This window comes from Knoellia flava TL1 (assembly GCF_000768675.1).
In the GTDB taxonomy this organism is placed as follows: Bacteria; Actinomycetota; Actinomycetes; order Actinomycetales; family Dermatophilaceae; genus Knoellia; species Knoellia flava.
On record NZ_AVPI01000032.1, the window covers coordinates 21,805 to 41,317 of the forward strand.

A 19,513-nucleotide genomic window follows, 5' to 3' on the forward strand; every position below is an offset into this window, starting at 1 on the left:
CAGGACATGGGGAGAACTGCCCGGGGCCCTCGGTTGCTCAGTACGGCGCGTTCCACTGGACCCATCCCGAGTAGTAGTCCCGCCCGCCCAGGCTGATCTGCACGCGGATGTTGCCGACGTTGCGACCGAAGATGGGACGGTAGGGGGTGGAGTACGAGGTCGGACCCGTGACGGTGATCGGCCGCCAGGTGCTGTAGTAGTCCGGGGTCCCGTTGCGGTCGGCGTCCTGCTGGGCGCGCCACTGGCCGCCTCCGGGAGTGAAGTCGCGGATGTCGAACATCACCTCGGGGCAGCCGGGAGACACTGCGCACGAGCCGACGCCGTTGCCGGACCTGTCCACGATGAGCCTGGAGCCCGGGTGGACGTTGTAGACGGTGGGGTCGGGCGGCGGGTCGGTGGTGCGGCTCATCTGTGTCCAGCCCGACCAGCCGGCGACGGAGTAGGCCCGCACCTGGATGACGAGGGGCTCGGAGTAGGCGCCGGTGGCCTGGATCGACGTGATCGCCGAGCTGCCCGTGTAGCGGGCATCGCCCGTGACCTCGACCCTGGTGACGTTGCGGCCGTCCTCCGGCAGGCTCCAGTTGAAGGTCGCCGTCCGGCCCGACGCGGTGTGGTTGCCCGCGCGCGGCGCGGGTGTCGGCCCGTAGGGGGTCACCGGGTTGCTGGCCGAGGAGGGGTTCGACGTGCTCGTGCCGTTGTCGGTGCGCACGGTGAACGTCTTGCCGGTCGTGCTCAGCTCCTTGGTCGTGAAGGTGACGCTGCCCCCGCTCGGGCAGGCACCGCACGAGAAGGTGCCGCTCTCCCCGGTCGAGCTGCTCCACGCGACCGAGGCGAATCCGGAAGCCCTGGGCGAACCGAGGGTGACGGTGAGCCGGGCCCTGCGGTCGCTCGTCGGCGTCGCGGCGCTCACCGAGGGCGTGGACGGCATACCGATCGACGTGAAGGACTGGACCGCGCTGTCCGGTGAGGTGATGTCGGCACCGTTGGTCGCGGTGACGACGTAGTCGTAGCGGCGGCCGTCGTAGACGACCTGGTCGCTCGTGCGCGTCGCGGAGGCCGGGACGGTCTTGAGGACCGACCACGCTCCGCCGTCGACCCGGCGCTTGACCGTGTAGCTCTTGAGCGGCGGTCCGTTGGGGCTCGTCGTCTCCCACGTGAGGGTGATGGCGGCGAGGTCCTTGTTGGCTCCCGGTCCGTCCGCCTTCGCGGTGAAACCGGCCGGGGCGGGAGGCGTGCCCGCGGACTGCATCGTCGTGTCGGCGCCGAACGGGCCGGGCCCGGCCTCGTTGTAGGCCTGCGCGGCGACGGCGTACTCGCTCATGTTGTCGAGGCCGGTGACCGTGGCCGTCGTCGCGGGGGCCGCGACCTCCGCCGTGCGGGGCGTCCCCCCGCTCGTCGGCACGAGGCGCACGAGGTACTTCGTCACGGGAGAGCCCTTGTTCTCCGGCGGCGACCACGTCATGGTCAGCGAGCCGTCGCCGCGGCCGGCCATCGACACCGCGGTGACGGGTCCCGGCTTGGTGTCGGGACGCGCGGCGTTGCTCGGGCCGCCGGGCTCGCTCTCGCCCACCGCGTTGGTGGCGGTGACGGTGAAGAAGTAGTCCTTGCCGTTGGTGAGGCCCTCGATGGTGCAGGGCGAGGCCGAGCACTCCTGGCTGCCGGTCGAGCCTCCGGTCCACCGTGCGGTATAGCCACGGATCGGGGCGCCACCGTCGTAGGACGGCGCCGACCAGCTCACGCGGGCGCGGCCCCCGGCGTCACGGTCAGCCTGCGCGGCCACCGACGTCGGCGGGTCCGGGCGGCCGAGCATCGTCACGCTCACCGCGCCCGTGGCCGCCCGTCCGGGCACCTCGGGGGCATCGGAGACGCTGATCGAGACCCGGCCGGTGGGGCTGGGTCGCGGTCCGGCGGAGACGGTGATCGTGCACCCGCTGCGGGTGACGGTGAGGCCGGAGCCGCTCGTCACCGAGGCGGCCTCGACGGCGCACTTCGGCTCCTGCACGGGCGAGTCGAGGTAGGAGCCGATGTCGACCTGCTGGCTCTCGCCCTCCTCGAGCCCGTTGACGGCGATGGGGCGCAGCCGGGGTGGCGGCATGTTGGCGTAGGGGTCGCTGTCGCCACCGACGACGGTGACGCGCACCGTGGCACGCACGTCGGACCCGCGCGTGCCGACGGACAGGACACCGGCGCCCGAGGGCGCGCCGGTGTCGGCGGTGAGGGTGACGAGCCGCTCGCCGGTCCCGCTGCGCTCGAGCCGCACGTCCGCCGGCTCCTGCTCCCACTCGGAGGTGAACTCGACGTCGTCCACCGACATCCCAACGGGCAGCCAGGCACGGCACAGCGTCGGCAGGTCGAGGTCTCGCGGCAGACCGCCCGCGAGCACGGTGACCGCCGTGGCCGGGCAGCGCAGCAGCGGCACCTTGGGGCCGATCTGGACCGGGACCGAGACGTAGGCCGTGTGGACGTCCTGCTGTTCGTCGCTCATCTGGTCGGTCACCTCGAACATCACCGAGGCCGGCCCGACGTAGCCACCGGAGGAGGTGAGGGTGAGGGTGCCGTCGCCGTCGGAGGCGAGGGCGAGGTTGCTGCCGGGGACGGTCGAGATCGTGCTCGCCGAGGTGATGCCGAGGGTGCGCCCCTGCGGCGACTTCACGTAGTCGCCGAGCCGGACGGTCCGCGACGAGTCCTTCTCCATCTCGATGAGCGCGCCCTCGACGACGAACGGCGTGCCGCCGGCGCCGCGCGGCACGTGGACGACGGCCATGGCCCGCGCGCCGTCCTCGTCCTCGATGACGTAGGGGACGGTGTGGGGGTGGTCGAGGACGTCGACGCTCACCCGGTTGCCGACGACCCGGCCGTGCGCGGAGAGCACGTCGACGACCTCGAGCGTCGCCGGGTCCGAGTCGATGTCGGTGTCGTTGACGAGGACGTCGACGGTCGTGGCCGTCTCGCCGGCCTTGGGCCTGGCGACGTCGTCGTTGGCGGTGGGCGGGTTGACCCAGTCCTTCTGCCCACGCACGAGCAGGCTCGCGCGCGACGGGTCGAAGACGCCGTTGGTGATGCCGTAGGTGAAGTCGTGGACGGGAGCGCCCTCGGCGGGCACCTTCGTCGACACGGTCTCCTCGTCGACGTCGACCTTCCACTGCGACGCCTCGGACGAGGGGTTGAGTCCCTCGTGCTGGAGCTCGACGGAGTCGCCACGCGCGATGAGGTCGTTGGCGGTGACCGGGACGGTGACCGTCTTGCCGGGCGCGGCCGTCACCGTGTCGTCGACGGCGACCGGCGGCTGCGGGTCGCCGGGGGCGACGACGCCGACGCGCACGAACGCGCGGCTCACCCCGCCGAAGCGGTCGACGACCTCGTAGCTGATGACCTCGGTGCCCGACGCGGTCGGGAACGACTCGTAGCGGATCGTCGACGGTCCGGTGGAGACGACGCGGCCGTGCGTCAGCTCGACCGCTCCGCCGTTGGCTCCGACGACCCCGGTGACACCCACGGTGTCGCCGTCGGGGTCGACCCCGGTCGTGGGGACGGTGATCGTCAGCGGGTCGCCGGCGGTGACCGACGACGAGAAGCTGCGGGCGACCGGCACCTGGTTGGGCCGCGCCTCGCTGGGCAGCGGCGTGACCCGGATGCTCACTCGACCGGTCTGGGCCCGCTCCGGCATGCCCTCGGGGTAGGCGGCGTACTCGACGGTGACGAGCTGCTCGGCCGTGAGCCGGGTCGCCCACGGGACGAACCGCACGACGTTGCCCGAGGCAAAGGCCGTCTGCTCGACGTCGCGGCCGAGGACCCTGACGCTCAGCGGGTCGATGCGCAGCGGGATGCCGTCGGCCATCGTGTCGTTGTCGAGCACCGGCACGGCGACGGCGTCGCCCTCGCGGACGATCGCGGTGTCGTCCTCGACCACGGGGTCGAGGTCGAGCGGCGCCTTTTGGGTGACCGTCACCTCGCCGGTCGCCTGCTTGGACCCGTCGCTCACGGTGTAGCGGATCGTCCCGCGGCGGGTGGCGTCGGCGGCCGCGCCGGCCGGCTCGAGCGCCACGACCCGGATCCACCGCCCCTGGTAGATCGACGCACGCAGCCACGAGTCCTCGCTCGTCGCGGCCGTCGCGGCCTGGGTGACGAGGACGTCGGCCCGCGGGCTGTAGTCGTTGGCGAGCGGGTCGACCAGGGTCGGCGACTGGTCGCGCAGCGTCGCGCTGTCGCCCACGGCGACCGGCGGCGCGTCCGGGTCCGCGGCCTCGATGACGTCGACCCGGATCCGGCCGGGAGCGACACCGCCGCCGACCTGGGCGGCATACGAGAGCTCGTAGGTGCCCGGCGCGGAGGGGGTGACGGTGACGACACCGGTGTCGAGGTTGCTGTCGACGGTGAGCGAGCCGCTGGCGCGGACCTCTCCGGCGAGGTGCATGCGGTCGTCGGGATCGCTGGGGTCGGCGCCGGCGATGTCGTTGCCGAGCGGCTCGACCTGGAGCGACTTGCCGACGACCCCGCGGATGACGTCGGGCTGGGTGACCGGCGGCCTCGCCCTGGTCTCGGTGAGCGCGACGACCTCGACCGGGACGGCGCCCTTGGTCCGTCCGCCACGCCCGTCGTCGGCGACATAGTCGATGCTCTCCTTGCCCGGCTCCGGTGGCGCGAGGTAGGCGAGGCGCCCCTGCCCGTCGATGCTGAGCCGTTCGCCGTCGACCGTCGCGAGGACCGGGTCGGACTCGGGGTCGCGCCAGTCCGCGACGACCGGCACCGCGAGCCGCTTGCCGGCAAGGACCGGGTATGCCGTCTTCGCGAGCCTGGCCTGTCCCTCACGCAGGTAGGGCGCGTTGTTCGTCGTCTCGGGGGCGATGGCGACCTTGACCGCGGCCCGCGACTTGGCCTTCACCTTGCCGTTGCCGACGAGGTAGGTGAACTGGAAGGGCTCGACGCTGCCGGCCGGCACCGTGACGTCGATGCTCTGGCCGTCGGCCGAGACCGAGGCGCGGACGTCGGGGTCCGACACGGCGCTGACGTCGCGCGGGTCGATGGCGAGCACCGAGCCGGCGGCGTCGGTGTCGTTGTCGAGGACGTGCAGCTTGCTCGTGCGACCGGCCCGGACGGTGAGGTTGTCGGGCTTGGCCGTCGGCGGCTGCTGGGCGACGGCGTCGTCGACGACGTTCCTGTCCTTCTTCTTGCTGTCCTCGTCGCGCTCCGGCGGCGGGATGAGGGCGTCCCAGTTGTCGATCTTCTGCTTGTCGCGCTGGATGTCCCAGGCCGAGCCGTTGTCGAGGTCGTTGAGGACGACGACGCCGCGGTTGACCCGGAAGGCGACGCCGTCGCGCAGCGGGGTCTCGCTGACGTTGTCGATGGTGCCCGTCGGCACCGGGTCCTCCCGGCCGCAGTTGGCGCCGTAGAAGACCTTGCCCGTCTCCGACCAGGCGCCGTGGACGCAGCCGCGCAGGACGACCGGGTGGGCCGGCAGCGGCACGGCGCCGCTGCGGTTGACCCGCTCGGCGACCTCGATGCCGCCGGACGGCGCACCGCCGTCGACGCGCACCATGCGCAGCGCGCTGCCACCGGCGATCGCGACCGCGTCGGCTGCCGGACCGGGGACCTGGACGGCGGCGTAGGCGGGCTCGCCCTCGGACGGCGCGAACCCGGCGGCGACGCCTTCGGTGCGGCCCTCGCTGTGCAGGGCGTCGCGCTGCGGGTCGTAGACCATCCACGCCCGTCCGAGTGCGGTGACCTGGAGCCGGTCGCCCTTGGCCCCGCTGTCAGTGGTGACGGGCTTGGCGAACGAGGAGCCGCCGGGACGGATCGTCGTCACCGTGCCCTTGGCGCCCGAGGCGACGTGCACCGCGCCGTCCTCGCCGACCGCGAGCACGGCGTCGCCGCCCACGGTCGCGAGCGGCTTGGTCGCCGCGCCGAGACCGCTGAGGTTCTCGATGCCGTCACGGGGGTCGACGCGCTGCGCCCAGACCTTGCCCGAGCGGGGGTCGACTGCGGCGATGGTGCCACCGCGCAGGTCGACCAGGGTCGGGACGATGCGCCCCGGCTGGGCCGTCGGGGATCCGGGCGCCGCTGCGGTCTCCTCGCGGAACTGGGCCGTGCGGACGTCGATCGGCTGGAGCTGGGCGGTCGCCTTCGACCACGCGACGACCGCGCTGCCGTCCTGGAGGATGTCGATGCCGGACCCCGGTGCGGCGTCGGAGGCCACCCCGGCGTCGAGCTGGGAGACCGCCTTGTTGAGCCGGCCGAACTTGGCCTGGACGTCGGAGGTGATCCAGACTGCGCCGTCGCCGACGTCGGCCTCGTGGACGGTGGCCCCCTGCGACGTCACCGCGGCCCACCCGAGCGTGGAGGCGGCGAGGACGACGACGGTCGTGGAGGCGACCCGCCCACGGCCCTTGGCGTGACGCAGCGACCGGGTCGCCGGGGTGGAGCGGGTGCGCCGTCGGAGCGGGTTCACGCCGATCCCTCGGCGCCGCGGGTGCGGCGCAGCGACGGCAGGGAGGGCAGGCTGCGGCGGGTGCGCGTGCGGCGGTCGCGCTCGAGCAGCGGCCGGACGTCGACGTCGGAGCGGATCCGGCGCCAGCGTGAGACGGTGCCGCGAAGCTCCCTGCGGACCCCGTCCGCGTCGGCGAGCAGGGCGGTCGCGACCTCGGCCTCGGGGTCGCCGGGGCCGAAGACGGCGGCATTGGCGCCGACCGCGATCGGCTCGGCGGAGGCTGACGCGGACGCGGGGAAGGCACGGGCCTGCTCGAGGCGGGTGGCGCCGCGCGGGACGGCCACGCCGAGGCTGCGGGCGTCGCTCACGAGGTCACGCCACACCCACGCCGGTCGCGAGGCGAGCGCACCCGTCGTCGCGTGGCGCCGACGCCGCCGCGTCTTGAGCCAGCGGATGAGCGCGTAGGCCCCGAGCAGCAGCAGGACCGGGACGACGAGCCCGAGGACGAGGATGCGCAGCCAGAGCGGCCACGACCCGATGTCGAGCGGGTTGCGCTTCTTCTTCTTGATGTCGGTGGCGTTCTGCGCCTGGTCCGGGCCCTGGAGGACCGAGGGTGGGTTGACGCCGGCCGGTGGCGGAACCTGGGCGCCGACCTTCTGCTCCTCGGACTTGAGCTGCTGCTCGTTGGGCTTCTTGTTGCGGTCGGGGAGGAAGGTCGAGGGCAGCAGCGCGTGCCACGTGCCGTCGTCGACCTGGACCTCGACCCAGGCGTGGACGTCCTTGCCCTTGATGGCGGTGCCGGACTCCGGGATGGCGCCCATGACGACCCGGGTCGGGATGCCCAGGCGGTTGCCGACGAGGGCGAGGGTGGCGGCGTACTGCTCGTCGTTGCCGGCCAGCTGGGTCGATCCGACGAACCGGCTGAGCCGGCTGAGCCCGTGACCGGGAAGGTAGACCTTCTCGTAGGAGTTCGCGGTGCCGCCGTCGGTGTAGGCGCCGTCGGACGTCATCGTCTTCGCGACGGCGACGAACTTCTCCCACGGGCTGCCGGCGCGGCCGCTCCAGGCATCGAGCTTGGCATCGAGGAAGCTCGTGTCCTCGGCGACCTGCGCCCCGCTCGCGACCTTGAGGTCCTTGGGCAGGGTCGTCGAGACCGCGTCGTCGAGGACGGTCTGGAAGGTGTAGGTGTCCCCAGGCCGGACGAGGGCGGGGACGACGGCGGTCTCGGTCGCGGTGTTGAGCCAGAGGGCATCGGCGAGGTCGTCGCCCCGCGGCCCGTCGAAACGGACGCCGGTCGTCGACCCGGCCAGCGGCAACCATGCCCCCTCGTAGCCACCCTCGGGGACGGTCACCTTCGCCGTCACGGGCGTGCCGGTGACACGAGGGGCGATGCGCGTGCCCACCTGCTGGAAGGGCGTGCCGTCGGTGGCGCGGTCGGCGGCACCCCAGACGAGGCCGTCGTAGCTGTCGAGGGTCGCGAACCGGATCGGCGTGCCGGCGGGAAGGCCCGTGACCCGGAGGATCTCGGTGTCGTAGAGCTCGGCCGAGTTGGGCTCGGTGTAGCGGCGGAACCCCGAGAGCGGGCTCATGAACTGGGCGACGTCGTAGGGCGGGGTGAGCTGGTCGCGCACGACGGTGCGCGCCTCGCTCGACCCGGCGCCCGGGAGGACCTGTCCGAGGAAGGTGCCCGCGAGCGCGGCGACGGTGAGGAGCGCGACGCCGGTGACGGCCCGGGCTCGCTGGCCGGCGCCGTTCTGCAGGCTCGCGCGGGTGCGGGCGGCCCGGGCGACGAGCCAGAGGATGAGGACAAGAGCGAAGACGACGCCCTGGACGAGCCTCGCCGCCGGCTGTTGCGTGCCGAGCGCGATCGTCCCCACGAGGAGCACGAGCGGGGCGACGGCCGCGCCGCCGACGCTGCGGAACCGGCGGGCGACGCCGTAGGTCGCGGCGGCCCCGAGGAGGCCGGTGACCCATGGCAGGGCGACGAGCGGGCCGCGGGCGTCGACCGGCGGCAGGAGCGTGAGCCACTCCTTCCACCCGGTGACCGGGGTGACGGCGAGGTCGGTGAGGGTCTGCAGGCTCGGGATGACGCCACCGATGAGGTCGCCGCGCACCGCGACGGGACCACCGAGGACGAAGTGGAGGGCGGCGAGGACGAGCACCGTCGCGAGGAGCGGCCACGAGCGCGTGACCGCGACGTGCGCGACCACGGTGCCGAGGACGACGCCCACTGCCGCGGCGAGGATCCACTCCCAGCCGATGAAGCCCGTGCGGAAGCCGACGAGGGCGATCGTCACGAGGACGAGGGAGAAGGCGAGGTCGACGAGGACGTCGCGGGACGGCATACCGGGGAGGATGAGGCGCGAGGACGAGGGGCGCGCGTTGCGCTCGTCGGCCCGGGCACGGCGGCTCGCGGTGGCGTCGATGCTCATGACGAGGTCCCGTTCATGCGAGTGCTCCGCTGAAGAGGACGCGGCGGAGGTCGCCGAGCTCGCGGACGGTGAGGATGGTGAGCCCGCCTGCGTGCCGCACGCCGACCTGGGCGTCGGGGTCGATGACGAGCGCGACCTTGATGACCTCGACCTCGAACTGGGCGAGCGCCCGCTGCACCTGGATGAACGGCCGGTGCGAGCCGGTGACGAGGATGGCGACGCTCGCGTCGGGAGCGAGCGCGGCGCCGTCGCTCGCCGAGCCGAAGACGTCGGTCGGCCCGACGGCGGCGCGGGCGAAGGTGTCGAGCGTGAGCGGCGCGGTCGCGCGCGAGATCTGCTGGTCGCCGACGACGACGGTGGTGTCCTGCTCGTCGAGGATCGAGCGCACGGCGAGGGAGGCGGCGCACGAGATGGCGAGCTCCACGGCCGCGTCCTCGCCGGTGTAGACCTCCGGCGTCGTGTCGACGACGACCGCGAGGTGGGACCGGCGGGTGTCGAGGAACTGGCGCACGAGGAGGCGGTCGTGCTTCGCGCTCGAGCGCCAGTGGATGTAGCGACGGTCGTCGCCGGGCTGGTACTCACGCAGGGCGTGGAAGGCGAGGTCCGACATCGACAGGTCCGGCGTCACCTGGCCCTCGAGGTCGCGCAGGAGGCCGGCGCCGAGTGGCTCGAGGCTCGTCGTCAGCGGGTGGACGAAGAGCTCGGTCCGCTCGGTCCACTCCATCGTGCGGCGGACGAGGCCGAGCGGGTCGCCGTGGACGGTCGTCGCCGGGCCGACCTGGATGACACCGCGGCGCTCGGTGGGCACGACGAAGAGCTCCTCGTGCGACTTGCCCGACCCGAGCGAGGGCAGGGTGAAGCGGGCGGCCGATCGACCGACGGGCAGCTCGACGAGGAGCGGCAGCATGCCGCGGCCCGAGAGGTTGCGGACCTCGATGCGACCCGTGGCGGGTTCGCCGACGACGACGCGCGTCGGGTCGACGTCGGTGCGGATCTCGACCTTGGCGTGGCCGATCGCGAGCGCGACGCACGCGAGGAAGAGGACGAGGCAGGCGGCGGCGATCATCGCGAGCTCGGTCCAGCCGTAGCGCCCCGCGAACCACCACGAGACGAGCCCGAGGACGAGGACGGTCCAGCCGAGCGGCGAGACCCAGCCGAGGGCCCGGGCGACCGGGCGCCAGACCGGCGCGGACCGCTCCGCGAGCGGCTTGATCCGCTCGCCGGTGAGGTCGACGAGGCGGGCGCCGGTCTGGGTGATCGCGGCCGGGATCTGCACGCGCGGCAGCGTGATCGTCGGCAGCTCGGGGCGCAGCCGGGTGGACCGGCCGCCCGTCGACGGCGACGGCTGGCCGTCCTTGCGGAGGTCGTTGCGGCGGACCTCCTGCGTGTCGTCGCTCTGGCGCAGGCCGAGCAGCGAACGCCAGCGCGAGCCACCCGTGGCGGTCGCGCCCGAGGCGCGTCGGCGGCTCGGCTGGTCCTGCGCGGGGCGCACCTTGAGCGAGGAGCGCGAGACCGTCGCCTCCTCCTCGACGAGGGCGGGAGGGGCGGGCGACGCCGGGGTGGGCGATGCGGGGCTCGGCGCAGCCTGGGTCGGCGCAGCCTGGGTCGGCGCAGCCGGGGAGGCCGACGGGGGCGGTCCGCTCAGGTCGGACCGCCTCACCGTCGCCTCGTCGGGCTCCACCGGGTCGGACATCTCAGGCGACGCGCTCGGTCGGCGGTGCGACCTCGCCGAGGATCTGGTCGATGACCTGCTCGACGGTGATGCCGGCGAACTGCGCCTCGGCGGTGACGAGCAGGCGGTGGTTGAGGACCGGGTGGGCGAGCAGCTTGATGTCGTCGGGGATGACGTGGGTGCGGCCCTGGCCGATGGCCCACGTCTTCGCGCACCGGATGAACGCGAGGCAGCCACGCACCGACAGTCCGAGCCGCACGCTCACGTGGCGACGCGTCTCCTCGGCGATGCGCGAGACGTAGTCGAGGATCGCGTCGTCGACGTGGACCTCGTCGGCGAGCTCGGCCATGTCGAGGACGACCTGCGAGGTGACGACGGGCTCGAGCGCCTTGGTGCGGTCACGGGTCTTGGCGTCGCGGAGCACGCGCACCGTGGCGTCGTGGTCGGGGTAGCCGAGCGTCGTCTTCATGAGGAAGCGGTCGAGCTGGGCCTCGGGCAGGCGGTAGGTGCCGGCCTGCTCGATGGGGTTCTGGGTCGCGATGACCATGAACGGCTCGCCGACCTCGTGGCGCACGCCGTCGACGGTGACGCGGGCCTCCTCCATGACCTCGAGGAGCGCGGACTGCGTCTTGGGCGAGGCGCGGTTGATCTCGTCGGCGAGGACGATCGTCGCGAAGATCGGGCCCTTGTGGAACTCGAACTTCTTGCTGTTGGGGTCGTAGATCGTCACGCCGGTGACGTCGCTCGGCAGGAGGTCGGGCGTGAACTGGATGCGGCTGTTGGTGCCGTGCACCGTGCTCGACAGCGCCCGCGCGAGCTGGGTCTTGCCCGTGCCGGGGAAGTCCTCGAGGAGCAGGTGGCCCTCGGACAGCATGCACGTGAGGGCCAGGCGGATGACGTGCTCCTTGCCGAGCACGGCCTTGTCGACGTTGCTCACCATCGCCTCGAAGGTCTTGGTGAACCACGCGGCCTGGTCGTGGGTGACCGTCATGGGTCGGGGTCCTCTCGTCGCTGTGGCGGGGCGGACCGAGGTGCCGATCCCGTGCGCGTTGCTCGGCTCGGATGGCGCCACCCCCCGTGGGTGCTTCAGGCACCGCGACGATCCCCGGCGTGACAAGAATTTCCGCGTATGCCGTGACGCACCTTACCGGCTGCCGGCCCCCTTCCCCATGGGTGCCCATACCTACTCTTTGCCTACCGGAAGGTAGTTGAAACCGCACCTCTCGCGGTCCCCACCCCTCCTCCACTTCTTGCCCCGATGCGACATCTCGGCCCCGCGCTTCGCCGCGACTTGTTGCCCCGATGCGTCATTCCGGGCTCGCCCCTCGCCGCGACTCATTGCCCGAACGCGCCAGGCGTGGTGGCCCGTCACCACATCCTCTGGGCGAGTTCTTTCGTGAGCATGCGACGCCATGTGGCCAGGTGCGCCTCCACCGCACAGTCCCCGAGGCTGCCGCCGCAACACGAGCAGAGGAGCTCGGCGTCGATCGTGGGACTGCACTGCGCGGCTGCCATGAACCGGGCATGGATGTCGGAACCGTCGACAGCCTCATGCGGAGTCCAGCGCACGACCTCGAAACCCACGTCCGTGAGACCGGCCTGCCTCTGCTCCTCGGCCATGAGCCGCCGACGGACGGACTCCTCGGAGGTGCCGTCGAGGAGGTACTTGCCCAGTCCATCGGCCTCACCTGCGACGCCGTGGTCGGGCCAGAGGACGTCGGGTCTCGCGACGAACCTGCCCGCCCGGTCGAGGACGACCACTTGGGGAACACCGACGGGCAGTCCCCACCGATGAGCGGCCCACGCCGAGGCCGACTCGAGCCAGTTCTCGCGCCGACCGTCCGCAAGGAACAGCACGGCGTTCGCGTTCGTCACCTTGGGCCATCGGCGCTGATGGCATCGCATCGCCCACAGGTCGGCGTGCGTCACCATGCCCGACCGCAGTGCCCCGTCGGCGATTGCGAGGGCATCCCGCGGGTGCAGCTCCCTGGCGCAGTCAATGACGGTGCGCGCCGCGATGAAGCGCGGCGCGCCGTTCTGGATGACGATGTGCTCGTAGGGCGTGGCGCCGCGGTGGAGCCTGCGCCACGTGTCGCCGCGACTGGTGCGGACGTCGTCGAGGACGGTCATCGTCACGTGGTCCGGCGGATGCGTGGGATGAGGCAGCCCCAACAGTGCGGCAGCGCTGGCGTGGCTGACGATCGCGTCCTTGGTCAGCCGTACGGCCGCCTCAGCCATTGCCCGGTGGGCCTCCCAAGAGGTGAGGAGGGACCATGCGGGCTGCACGGCATACAGGTTCTTCGAGACGAGGCCGAGCTCGCCCGAGAGGACCGCACGGTTCATGGTGCGGAGCGAGAGGCCCGCCGCGACGACATCCGGGCGCACGAAGGGCTGAGGAAGGACCGCGAATCTGCTCATCACGTCATGCTGTGGCCGACGGGCGCGCGGACAAGGGTGCCTCCTGTCCGCCTGTGGATGACCGGAAGCGGCTCGTGCGTCTGTGGAGGACGACTCCGGTGGCGCAATCGGGCAAGAAGTCACAGACGCGCGTGGCGCGTTGGGGCAAGAAGTCACAGACGCGCGTGGCGCGTTGGGGCAAGAAGTCGCAGACGCGCGTGGCGCGTTGGGGCAAGAAGTCGCAGACGCGCGTGGCGCGTTGGGGCAAGAAGTCGCAGACGCGCGTGGCGCGTTGGGGCAAGAAGTCGCAGACGCGCGTGGCGCGTTGGGGCAAGAAGTCGCAGACGCGCGTGGCGCGTTGGGGCAAGAAGTCGCAGACGCGCGTGGCGCGTTGGGGCAAGAAGTCGCAGACGCGCGTGGCGCGTTGGGGCAAGAAGTCGCAGACGCGCGTGGCGCGTTGGGGCAAGAAGTCGCAGACGCGCGTGGCGCGTTGGGGCAAGAAGTCGCAGACGCGCGTGGCGCGTTGGGGCAAGAAGTCGCAGACGCGCGTGGCGCGTTGGGGCAAGAAGTCGCGGGGGCGGGGGGACGGCGGCGGGCCCGCACCCTCGGAACGAGGATGCGGGCCCGCTGTGGCATCTGCTGCGTGCCTGAGGCGTGCAGCAGGTGCGGACTACTCCGCGCTGGGCGGGGTGATCTTCAGCTGGGCCGACATGTTGCCCTGCGTCGTCGTGACGACGGAGACGCCGGTGCCGTAACCCACACCGTCGTCGGCGGGGTTGCCCGTGCCGAGCGGGGTGATGGCCCCCACATCGGCGCCGTAGTACTGCTTCAGCGGGTTGCCGTCCGCGTCGACGACACGCGTGCTGTACGGGGCGTTGCCGACCGAGGGCACCACCGTGGACGCGTCGGCATCTCGGTAGAAGATGGAGAGCTTGCCGTCGGCACCCTTGCGGATCTCGAACCCGGGGTACCAGCCCTTGTCGTCGGTGAAGGACTTGACCGCGGCCTGCTTGCCGAAGGTGTTGCACACCTCACCGGTGAAGTCGGCCTTCGTCGTGCACTCGTTGAACGGGTAGGTCCCGAACAGGTTGAACGCGGCGTTGGACGACTGCGGACGCGACGGCAGGTTCTTCAGCGTCGACGTGTCGTTGAGAGCGTTCGCACCACTGCGGCGCAGCGGGTCGAAGTGGCTGTCGACGATGAGGAGACCACCCTTGGCGCCCTCGCTCGGGAGGGTCGTCAGGTTGTTGAGCACGTGGTTGGCGTTGCCGTACGACGTGTCGCGGTACCAGACGAGCGCACCCGGGGCGTTGTACTTGATCTTCTCGACCTTCCACGCGCCCTCGCCACCGAGCTTCTGGTAGGTGGTGTCGTAGGCGTACTGGAGGCCCTTGTCGAACCCGTCGAGGTTGCGCCATTCGACGAGGTAGTACTGGGCGTAGTCGTGCTTGCCCGGGTCGAGAACCCAGCCGGCGCCGGAGCTGTCGGTCCAGGTGCCGACCGTGGCGGTCCAGCCGTTGTTGGCCTCGGCGTCGTCGCTCCAGACGGTCGTGCTGCCGTTGGTGAGGGCGAGGTCGTCGAGGAACCAGCCCTTGTCCTCGAACGCGGCGTCGGTCGCGTAGAGGAAGCGGACCTTGACGGTCTTGCCGGCGAACGGGGTGAGGTTGGCGTAGTAGTGCTGCCAGCCCTCGATGGTGCCCGTGACGCCGTACTTCTTGTTGCCGAAGTCCTTCATCCGCCCGTTGGGGTCGGAGTAGCCGTCAGGAGTGGTGACCTCCTTGCCGGCGGCGTCGTAGAGCTTCTGCTCGGTCCACGTGGTGCCACCGTCGGTGGACACCTCGAAGAAGCCGTAGTCCCAGTCCTCCTCGATGGAGCCGGTGTTCCAGGACCAGAACCGGGCGTCGCTCGCACCCGCCGGGACGGCGACGTCACGGGTCAGGGTGTTCTTGGCCCACGACTGGTCGGCGCTGGAGAACCACATCGACGCGCCGCTGTGCGGCTCCGCGAGGGAGACCGTCTTGGGCGGCAGGTTGATCTTGACGCCGTCGGCCGAGCCCTTGGGGGTGCGGCTCGTCTGGCCGACCTTGATCTGCTGTGCGGCGTCACCGGGGTTGACGACCTTGGGGTCGGCCCAGCCGAGGACCCACTTGTCCCAGATGCCCATGTGGGTCGGCATCGACTGGAAGATCGGGCCCGAGTGCGAACCGGAGCTCATGAGGTCCCAGAAGTCGACGTCGGAGTCGCCGCCGCTGGCGGTGTCGTAGAGGTCCGGGAGACCGAGGTCGTGGCCGTACTCGTGCGCGAAGACGCCGACGCCGGAGTCCTCGGGCTGGACGATGTAGTTCGACAGCCGCAGGTCGGTGCCGGGCACCGGGGCGCCACCGGCGACCGCGGAGGAGTGCGCCCAGATGGCGTAGGGCCCCTCGGCGCCGCCGCCACCGGACTTGTCCTCACCGGCGTGGACGAGGACGACGTGGTCGATGATGCCGTCGGGCTCGAGGACGTTGCCGTCACCGTCGCGGTCGCCCTGGTCCTCGATGTCGTAGTCGGCCCACGGGAAGCTCGGCTGCGCCTTGGCGAGCGCCGCCACCGCGTCGATGGGCAGCTGGCCCGGGCCGAGCGGGTTGTCGGGGTGGCCCTGCATGTCCTGGATCGCGCCGTACTCCCACTCACCGGTCTCCGGGTTCTTGTGGCAGGTGGTCGCGCCGTAGTAGGCCTCGGAGTGGGGGACGGTGATCCACGGGGTCGCGGCACCGCTCACGGTGTAGGCACCCTTGGACATCTCCTCGTACATGTTCTTCATCGTGTAGCCGGAGATGTCGATGCCCGGCTTGCCGTCGGGCCCGGTGAGGTCGGGGCGGACCCGCTCAGTGATGCCCGTCTGGGTGTAGAGCATCTTGTTGAAGTGCTCGGACGAGAAGTCCGAGACCCACATCGAGTTGTTGTCCTTGAGCTCGCTCTCGGCGGGGTTCGGGATGTTGTTGTGCTTCGGGCCGTTCTGGATGTTGCCCGCCACACAGTTCTCCGCGCTGAAGCCGTCGGGGACCATAACGTCGGTGAAGTCGTCGTTCGCCTTGTCGTTGAACTCGACGAGGATCGTGAGGAGCTTGGCCTCCTGCGTCGACTTCGCCTGCTTGAAGCGCTTGGACTTGATCTCCTTCGGGCTCTTGCCCGTCCGGATCGACTCCGCCTCCAGCTTGGCGAGCTGCCGCGCGGCGCGCGGGTTGCCCTGGCTGTGCTTGCGGTCGACCTGCTTGGCCTTGGCCAACGCCTTCTGCTGCTGGTCGGCGGTGACCTTGGAGACGGTCTTCCCGTTGCGCTTGACGGCCTTGTCCGTCGAGCTGGTGGCCTCCATCCGCGGGGCGACGTAGTTGATGTAGCCCTCGGACGACGCGCTGTCTGCGCCGGCCGATGGCGAACCTGAGCTGGGCGCGGCGACGACGGAGCTCGACCCCATGGTCAAGCCGGTCGCGGCCAACGCCAGCGCGGGCACTGCGGCGAGGTAGCGCCGCCGTCCGCGCGGAGATGTGCGAGCAGTCATGTCTCTCCTCCAGGAACCGGGCAGGGGGCCCGGGCGTGCGTGCGTCTTTGCACGAACTTCTGTGCATCCTGCCGCGAGGCACCGACAGAGGGGAAGAACTTTGCGCCGAGTGGTCACGACGGGTCCCCGGGATGGCCCGGAAGAGACCCCCGTATGCCGTCCGCGCAGGTCAGGGCGTCCCGACGCGACCCACTCCCCCGCGCCTACGGCCCCACTCGTCCTGCGCTCGCTGGCTCCGGCGATCGTCGTCAGTCGAGCAGGGCCAGGTCCGCCTCGGTCACCATGCGGGTCGAGAGCGCGTGCTCGACGAGCCGAGCCTTGCGGTTGCTCGCGAGCTTGCCGGGACCGCCGTGCAGCCCCCGCGTGCCGGCGTCGGCGAGCTTCTGGCAGACGTTGTCGAGCTTGCGGTTGAACTTCGTCGTCGTCCAACCCAGCCGCTCCGCCGCCTGGGCGGAGGACGGGATCTGGCCCTGGCCGGCATACGAGGTCCGCAGGAAGCTCTCGCACAGCGCGACGACGAGGAGCTTCTGGTCGGGGGTCATCGAGACCCGGCCGACGGTCGTCTCGCCGGGCGAGTCCTCGGGCTCGGGCTCGGGGTCGTTCTCGATCGTCGTGAAGGTCGCGTCGTCGACGGTGATGTCGAAGTCGTAGGTCGTGGGGCCCGCGGTGAACCACACCGTGAAGGCCTCGAGCGCGAGCGGGATCCGGGCACCCGGGTTGAGCCAGGCCTGGAAGAGGCCCTTGCGGTCGCCGACCGTGGCGGTGAGGGTCGAGCCGACGTTGGTGAGCCACCAGAGGTCGTGCTCGCGGTGGACCTGGAGGAAGACGCGGTGGAGGTAGGGGTTGTCGTCGATCTCGACGTCGGCGACGCGGCCGATCGTCAGCGGCGCGCCCTCCGGCGCGACGAACTCCTCACCGCAGAACTCCACGGTCACTGCCATCGGGTCACCCTCCTTGGACGCACTTGATCGCCGAGTATGCCGATGTCGGGCCGGCCGCGCGGGCCACCGCCACCTGCGCACAGACGGACTGGCCGGGCTTGGCCGTGACGCGGTGCGGCATCGCCTTGACCGTGGTCACCGTGGCGTCGGCCACCTGGGCCTCGCTGGGGGCGATGCGCATGCGGTAGTAGTCGCCCTTGCGGACGCCGGCGTACTGCCACGAGAAGACCGCGCCGCCGGCGATGCCCTGCCCGTCGATCGCCGGCTGCTCGGGGATGTCGACGACGGCACCCCCACCTCCCTGGGTGACCGACGCCGTCGGGGCGTCGGTCGAGGCCTCGGTCGGCTCGTCGCCCCCGCGGAAGCCGATCGCCCAGACGAGGGCGCCGACGAGGGCGACGAGCACGACCCCGACACCGGCGAGCAGGGCACCGCCGCTGATCGTCGTGGGCTGCGATCCGGCGTCGGCCTCCTCGTGGGCGGGACGGCTCGTCGAGGTCGTGGTCGGCGTGTAGGTCTGGGCCGAGGTGACCTTGGGCGCGCGGACGCTCGTGCGGTCGGGGTCGGTGTGCTCGGGCGCCGGCTGGCCGGTGCTGTCGGCGACCGTCGTGTGTCCCGACTCGTCGAGGACGACGATCGGAGTGCGGGCGAACCGCTGCTCCTGCTCGATGGCCTGGAGGCCACGGGCGAAGTCGATCGCCGTCTGGGGACGGGCGTCGGGCTTCTTGGCCATGGCGTGGCCGAGGAGCCGCTCGAGGCTCAGGGGGACGTCGGCGCGGCCGGTCTGCGGCACGGGGGTCGCGCGGATGCGGGGCATGAGCGCGTATGCCGAGTTGTCGCCTCCCGGTTGCTCGAACGGCGAGCGCCCCACGAGGAGGTGCCAGAGGGTCGCCGCGAGCGAGTAGACGTCGCTGCGGGCGTCGCCGTTGCTCTGGCCGTAGAGCACCTCGGGCGGGGACCACGGCACCGAGACGCCCACGTCCTCGTCGTGCTCGTCCTGCCCGACGGCGCGGCCGGCGATGCCGAAGTCGGTGAGCCCGGGGGCGCCGTACTGGCTGACGAGGACGTTGGCCGGCTTGATGTCACGGTGGACGATGCCGGCCCGGTGCGCGGTCTCGACGGCGCTGGCGAGCTGGATACCTGTGCGCAGCACCTCCTCGACGGTGAGCCGCTCCCGCTTGGCCCGGGTCGCGAGGTTGGGCGGCGGGTAGTACTTCATGACGAGGTAGGCGCCACCGTCGGCCAGCTGCTCGCTGCGGAAGACCTGGACGATGTAGGGGTGGTCCGCGAGCTGGGCCATGGTGTTGGCCTCCTCGACGAACTGCCGACGGATGGCCGGGGTCAGGCCGTCGCGCTTGAGGACCTTGACGGCGACGGGCATCCGCGGCATCTGCTGTTCGTAGAGGAAGACGTCGGCATAGCCGCCCGAGCCGAGGGGCTGGCGGTAGACGAGGCCGGGGATCTCGGGCGCGGAGCCCGGGGCAGCTCGGGTCACTCGGAGACCTCGTAGGTGAGCGAGACCTCGTCGGCCAGCGTGAGGACGGCGCCGGGCTCGATGCCGAAGTCCTCGGTGGGGCGCAGGCGCACCGGCTCCTGGCCGGGCAGCGTCACCGTCGTGCCGTTGGTCGAGCCGAGGTCCCGCACGAGGACGTGCCAGCCCTCGAGGATGACCTCGGCGTGGTTGCGCGAGATGTCGTTGTCGCGCGAGGCGAGGCGGACGAGGTGCGGCCGGCTGCTCGGCGGCAGGTCGGCGTTGACCTTGGGAGAGCGCCCGAGGAGGACGCCGCGGTCGAGCGGGACGAGCCCGCCGGTGGAGACCCGCAGGACGCCGAGCTGTGGGCGCGGGGTCTGGAAGGGCTGCTGCGTCGGGATGTCGCGACCGCAGACACGACAGCTGCTCGCGTGCGGCGACGAGTGGTGGCCGGCGGGGCAGATGACGGCGAGGACGATCGGGCTGTCGGCGGGACCGTCGACGGCCGGGCCGAGCGCGCTGCGGTCCATCGTGACGTCGGGAGCGGGCGGCGCGCTCGCAGCGGGCTGTCCGGGTGGCGGGACGGGCTCGGACGGCGGCTCGGGTCGGGGGTCCGAGGCGGGTGCGGCGGGCCC

10 protein-coding genes are annotated in these 19,513 nt (G+C 71.8%); 1 reads left to right on the plus strand and 9 read right to left on the minus strand.

Going from position 1 to position 19,513, the window contains the following annotated elements:
• Positions 1 to 37 precede the first annotated feature (37 nt).
• The 5 genes from N798_RS11150 to N798_RS17415 form a co-directional block, all read right to left on the minus strand.
• A complete protein-coding gene (locus N798_RS11150) occupies positions 38 to 6,445 on the minus strand; it encodes an Ig-like domain-containing protein (RefSeq protein WP_035948513.1) in 6,408 nt (2,135 codons plus the stop codon).
• Positions 6,442 to 8,856, minus strand: coding sequence for a transglutaminase TgpA family protein (locus N798_RS11155; protein ID WP_052117219.1), 2,415 nt, complete (start codon positions 8,854 to 8,856; stop codon positions 6,442 to 6,444). Before N798_RS11155 ends, N798_RS11150 begins: the two co-directional genes overlap by 4 nt.
• A 13-nt stretch (positions 8,857 to 8,869) precedes the next feature.
• The gene (locus N798_RS11160) at positions 8,870 to 10,516 is read right to left on the minus strand and encodes a DUF58 domain-containing protein (RefSeq protein ID WP_229708768.1); all 1,647 of its coding nucleotides are present in this window, start codon (positions 10,514 to 10,516) and stop codon (positions 8,870 to 8,872) included.
• A gap of 34 nt (positions 10,517 to 10,550) precedes the next feature.
• Entirely contained in the window at positions 10,551 to 11,519 is a 969-nt protein-coding gene (locus N798_RS11165) for an AAA family ATPase (RefSeq protein ID WP_035948517.1), read from the minus strand.
• A gap of 377 nt (positions 11,520 to 11,896) precedes the next feature.
• On the minus strand, positions 11,897 to 12,946 hold the full coding sequence (locus N798_RS17415) for a hypothetical protein (protein WP_156971709.1): 1,050 nt from the start codon (positions 12,944 to 12,946) through the stop codon (positions 11,897 to 11,899).
• 98 nt (positions 12,947 to 13,044) lie between these two features.
• Between N798_RS17415 and N798_RS18135 the strand changes: the two genes are divergently transcribed.
• A complete protein-coding gene (locus N798_RS18135; RefSeq protein WP_156971710.1) occupies positions 13,045 to 13,680 on the plus strand; it encodes a hypothetical protein in 636 nt (211 codons plus the stop codon).
• Here the strand turns inward: N798_RS18135 and N798_RS11180 are convergent.
• The 4 genes from N798_RS11180 to N798_RS11195 form a co-directional block, all read right to left on the minus strand.
• Positions 13,596 to 16,466 carry an immune inhibitor A domain-containing protein gene (locus N798_RS11180; protein ID WP_035948520.1) on the minus strand — a complete coding sequence of 957 codons (2,871 nt, stop codon included), beginning with the start codon at positions 16,464 to 16,466 and terminating at the stop codon, positions 13,596 to 13,598. The genes N798_RS18135 and N798_RS11180 overlap by 85 nt on opposite strands.
• A gap of 248 nt (positions 16,467 to 16,714) precedes the next feature.
• On the minus strand, positions 16,715 to 17,407 hold the full coding sequence (locus N798_RS11185) for an FHA domain-containing protein (RefSeq protein WP_035948523.1): 693 nt from the start codon (positions 17,405 to 17,407) through the stop codon (positions 16,715 to 16,717).
• A 4-nt stretch (positions 17,408 to 17,411) separates the two neighbouring features.
• Positions 17,412 to 18,902, minus strand: coding sequence for a serine/threonine-protein kinase (locus tag N798_RS11190; RefSeq protein WP_035948524.1), 1,491 nt, complete (start codon positions 18,900 to 18,902; stop codon positions 17,412 to 17,414).
• The coding region (locus tag N798_RS11195; protein ID WP_156971711.1) for an FHA domain-containing protein at positions 18,899 to 19,513 on the minus strand (615 nt) is incomplete at its 5' end. The genes N798_RS11190 and N798_RS11195, both read right to left, overlap by 4 nt.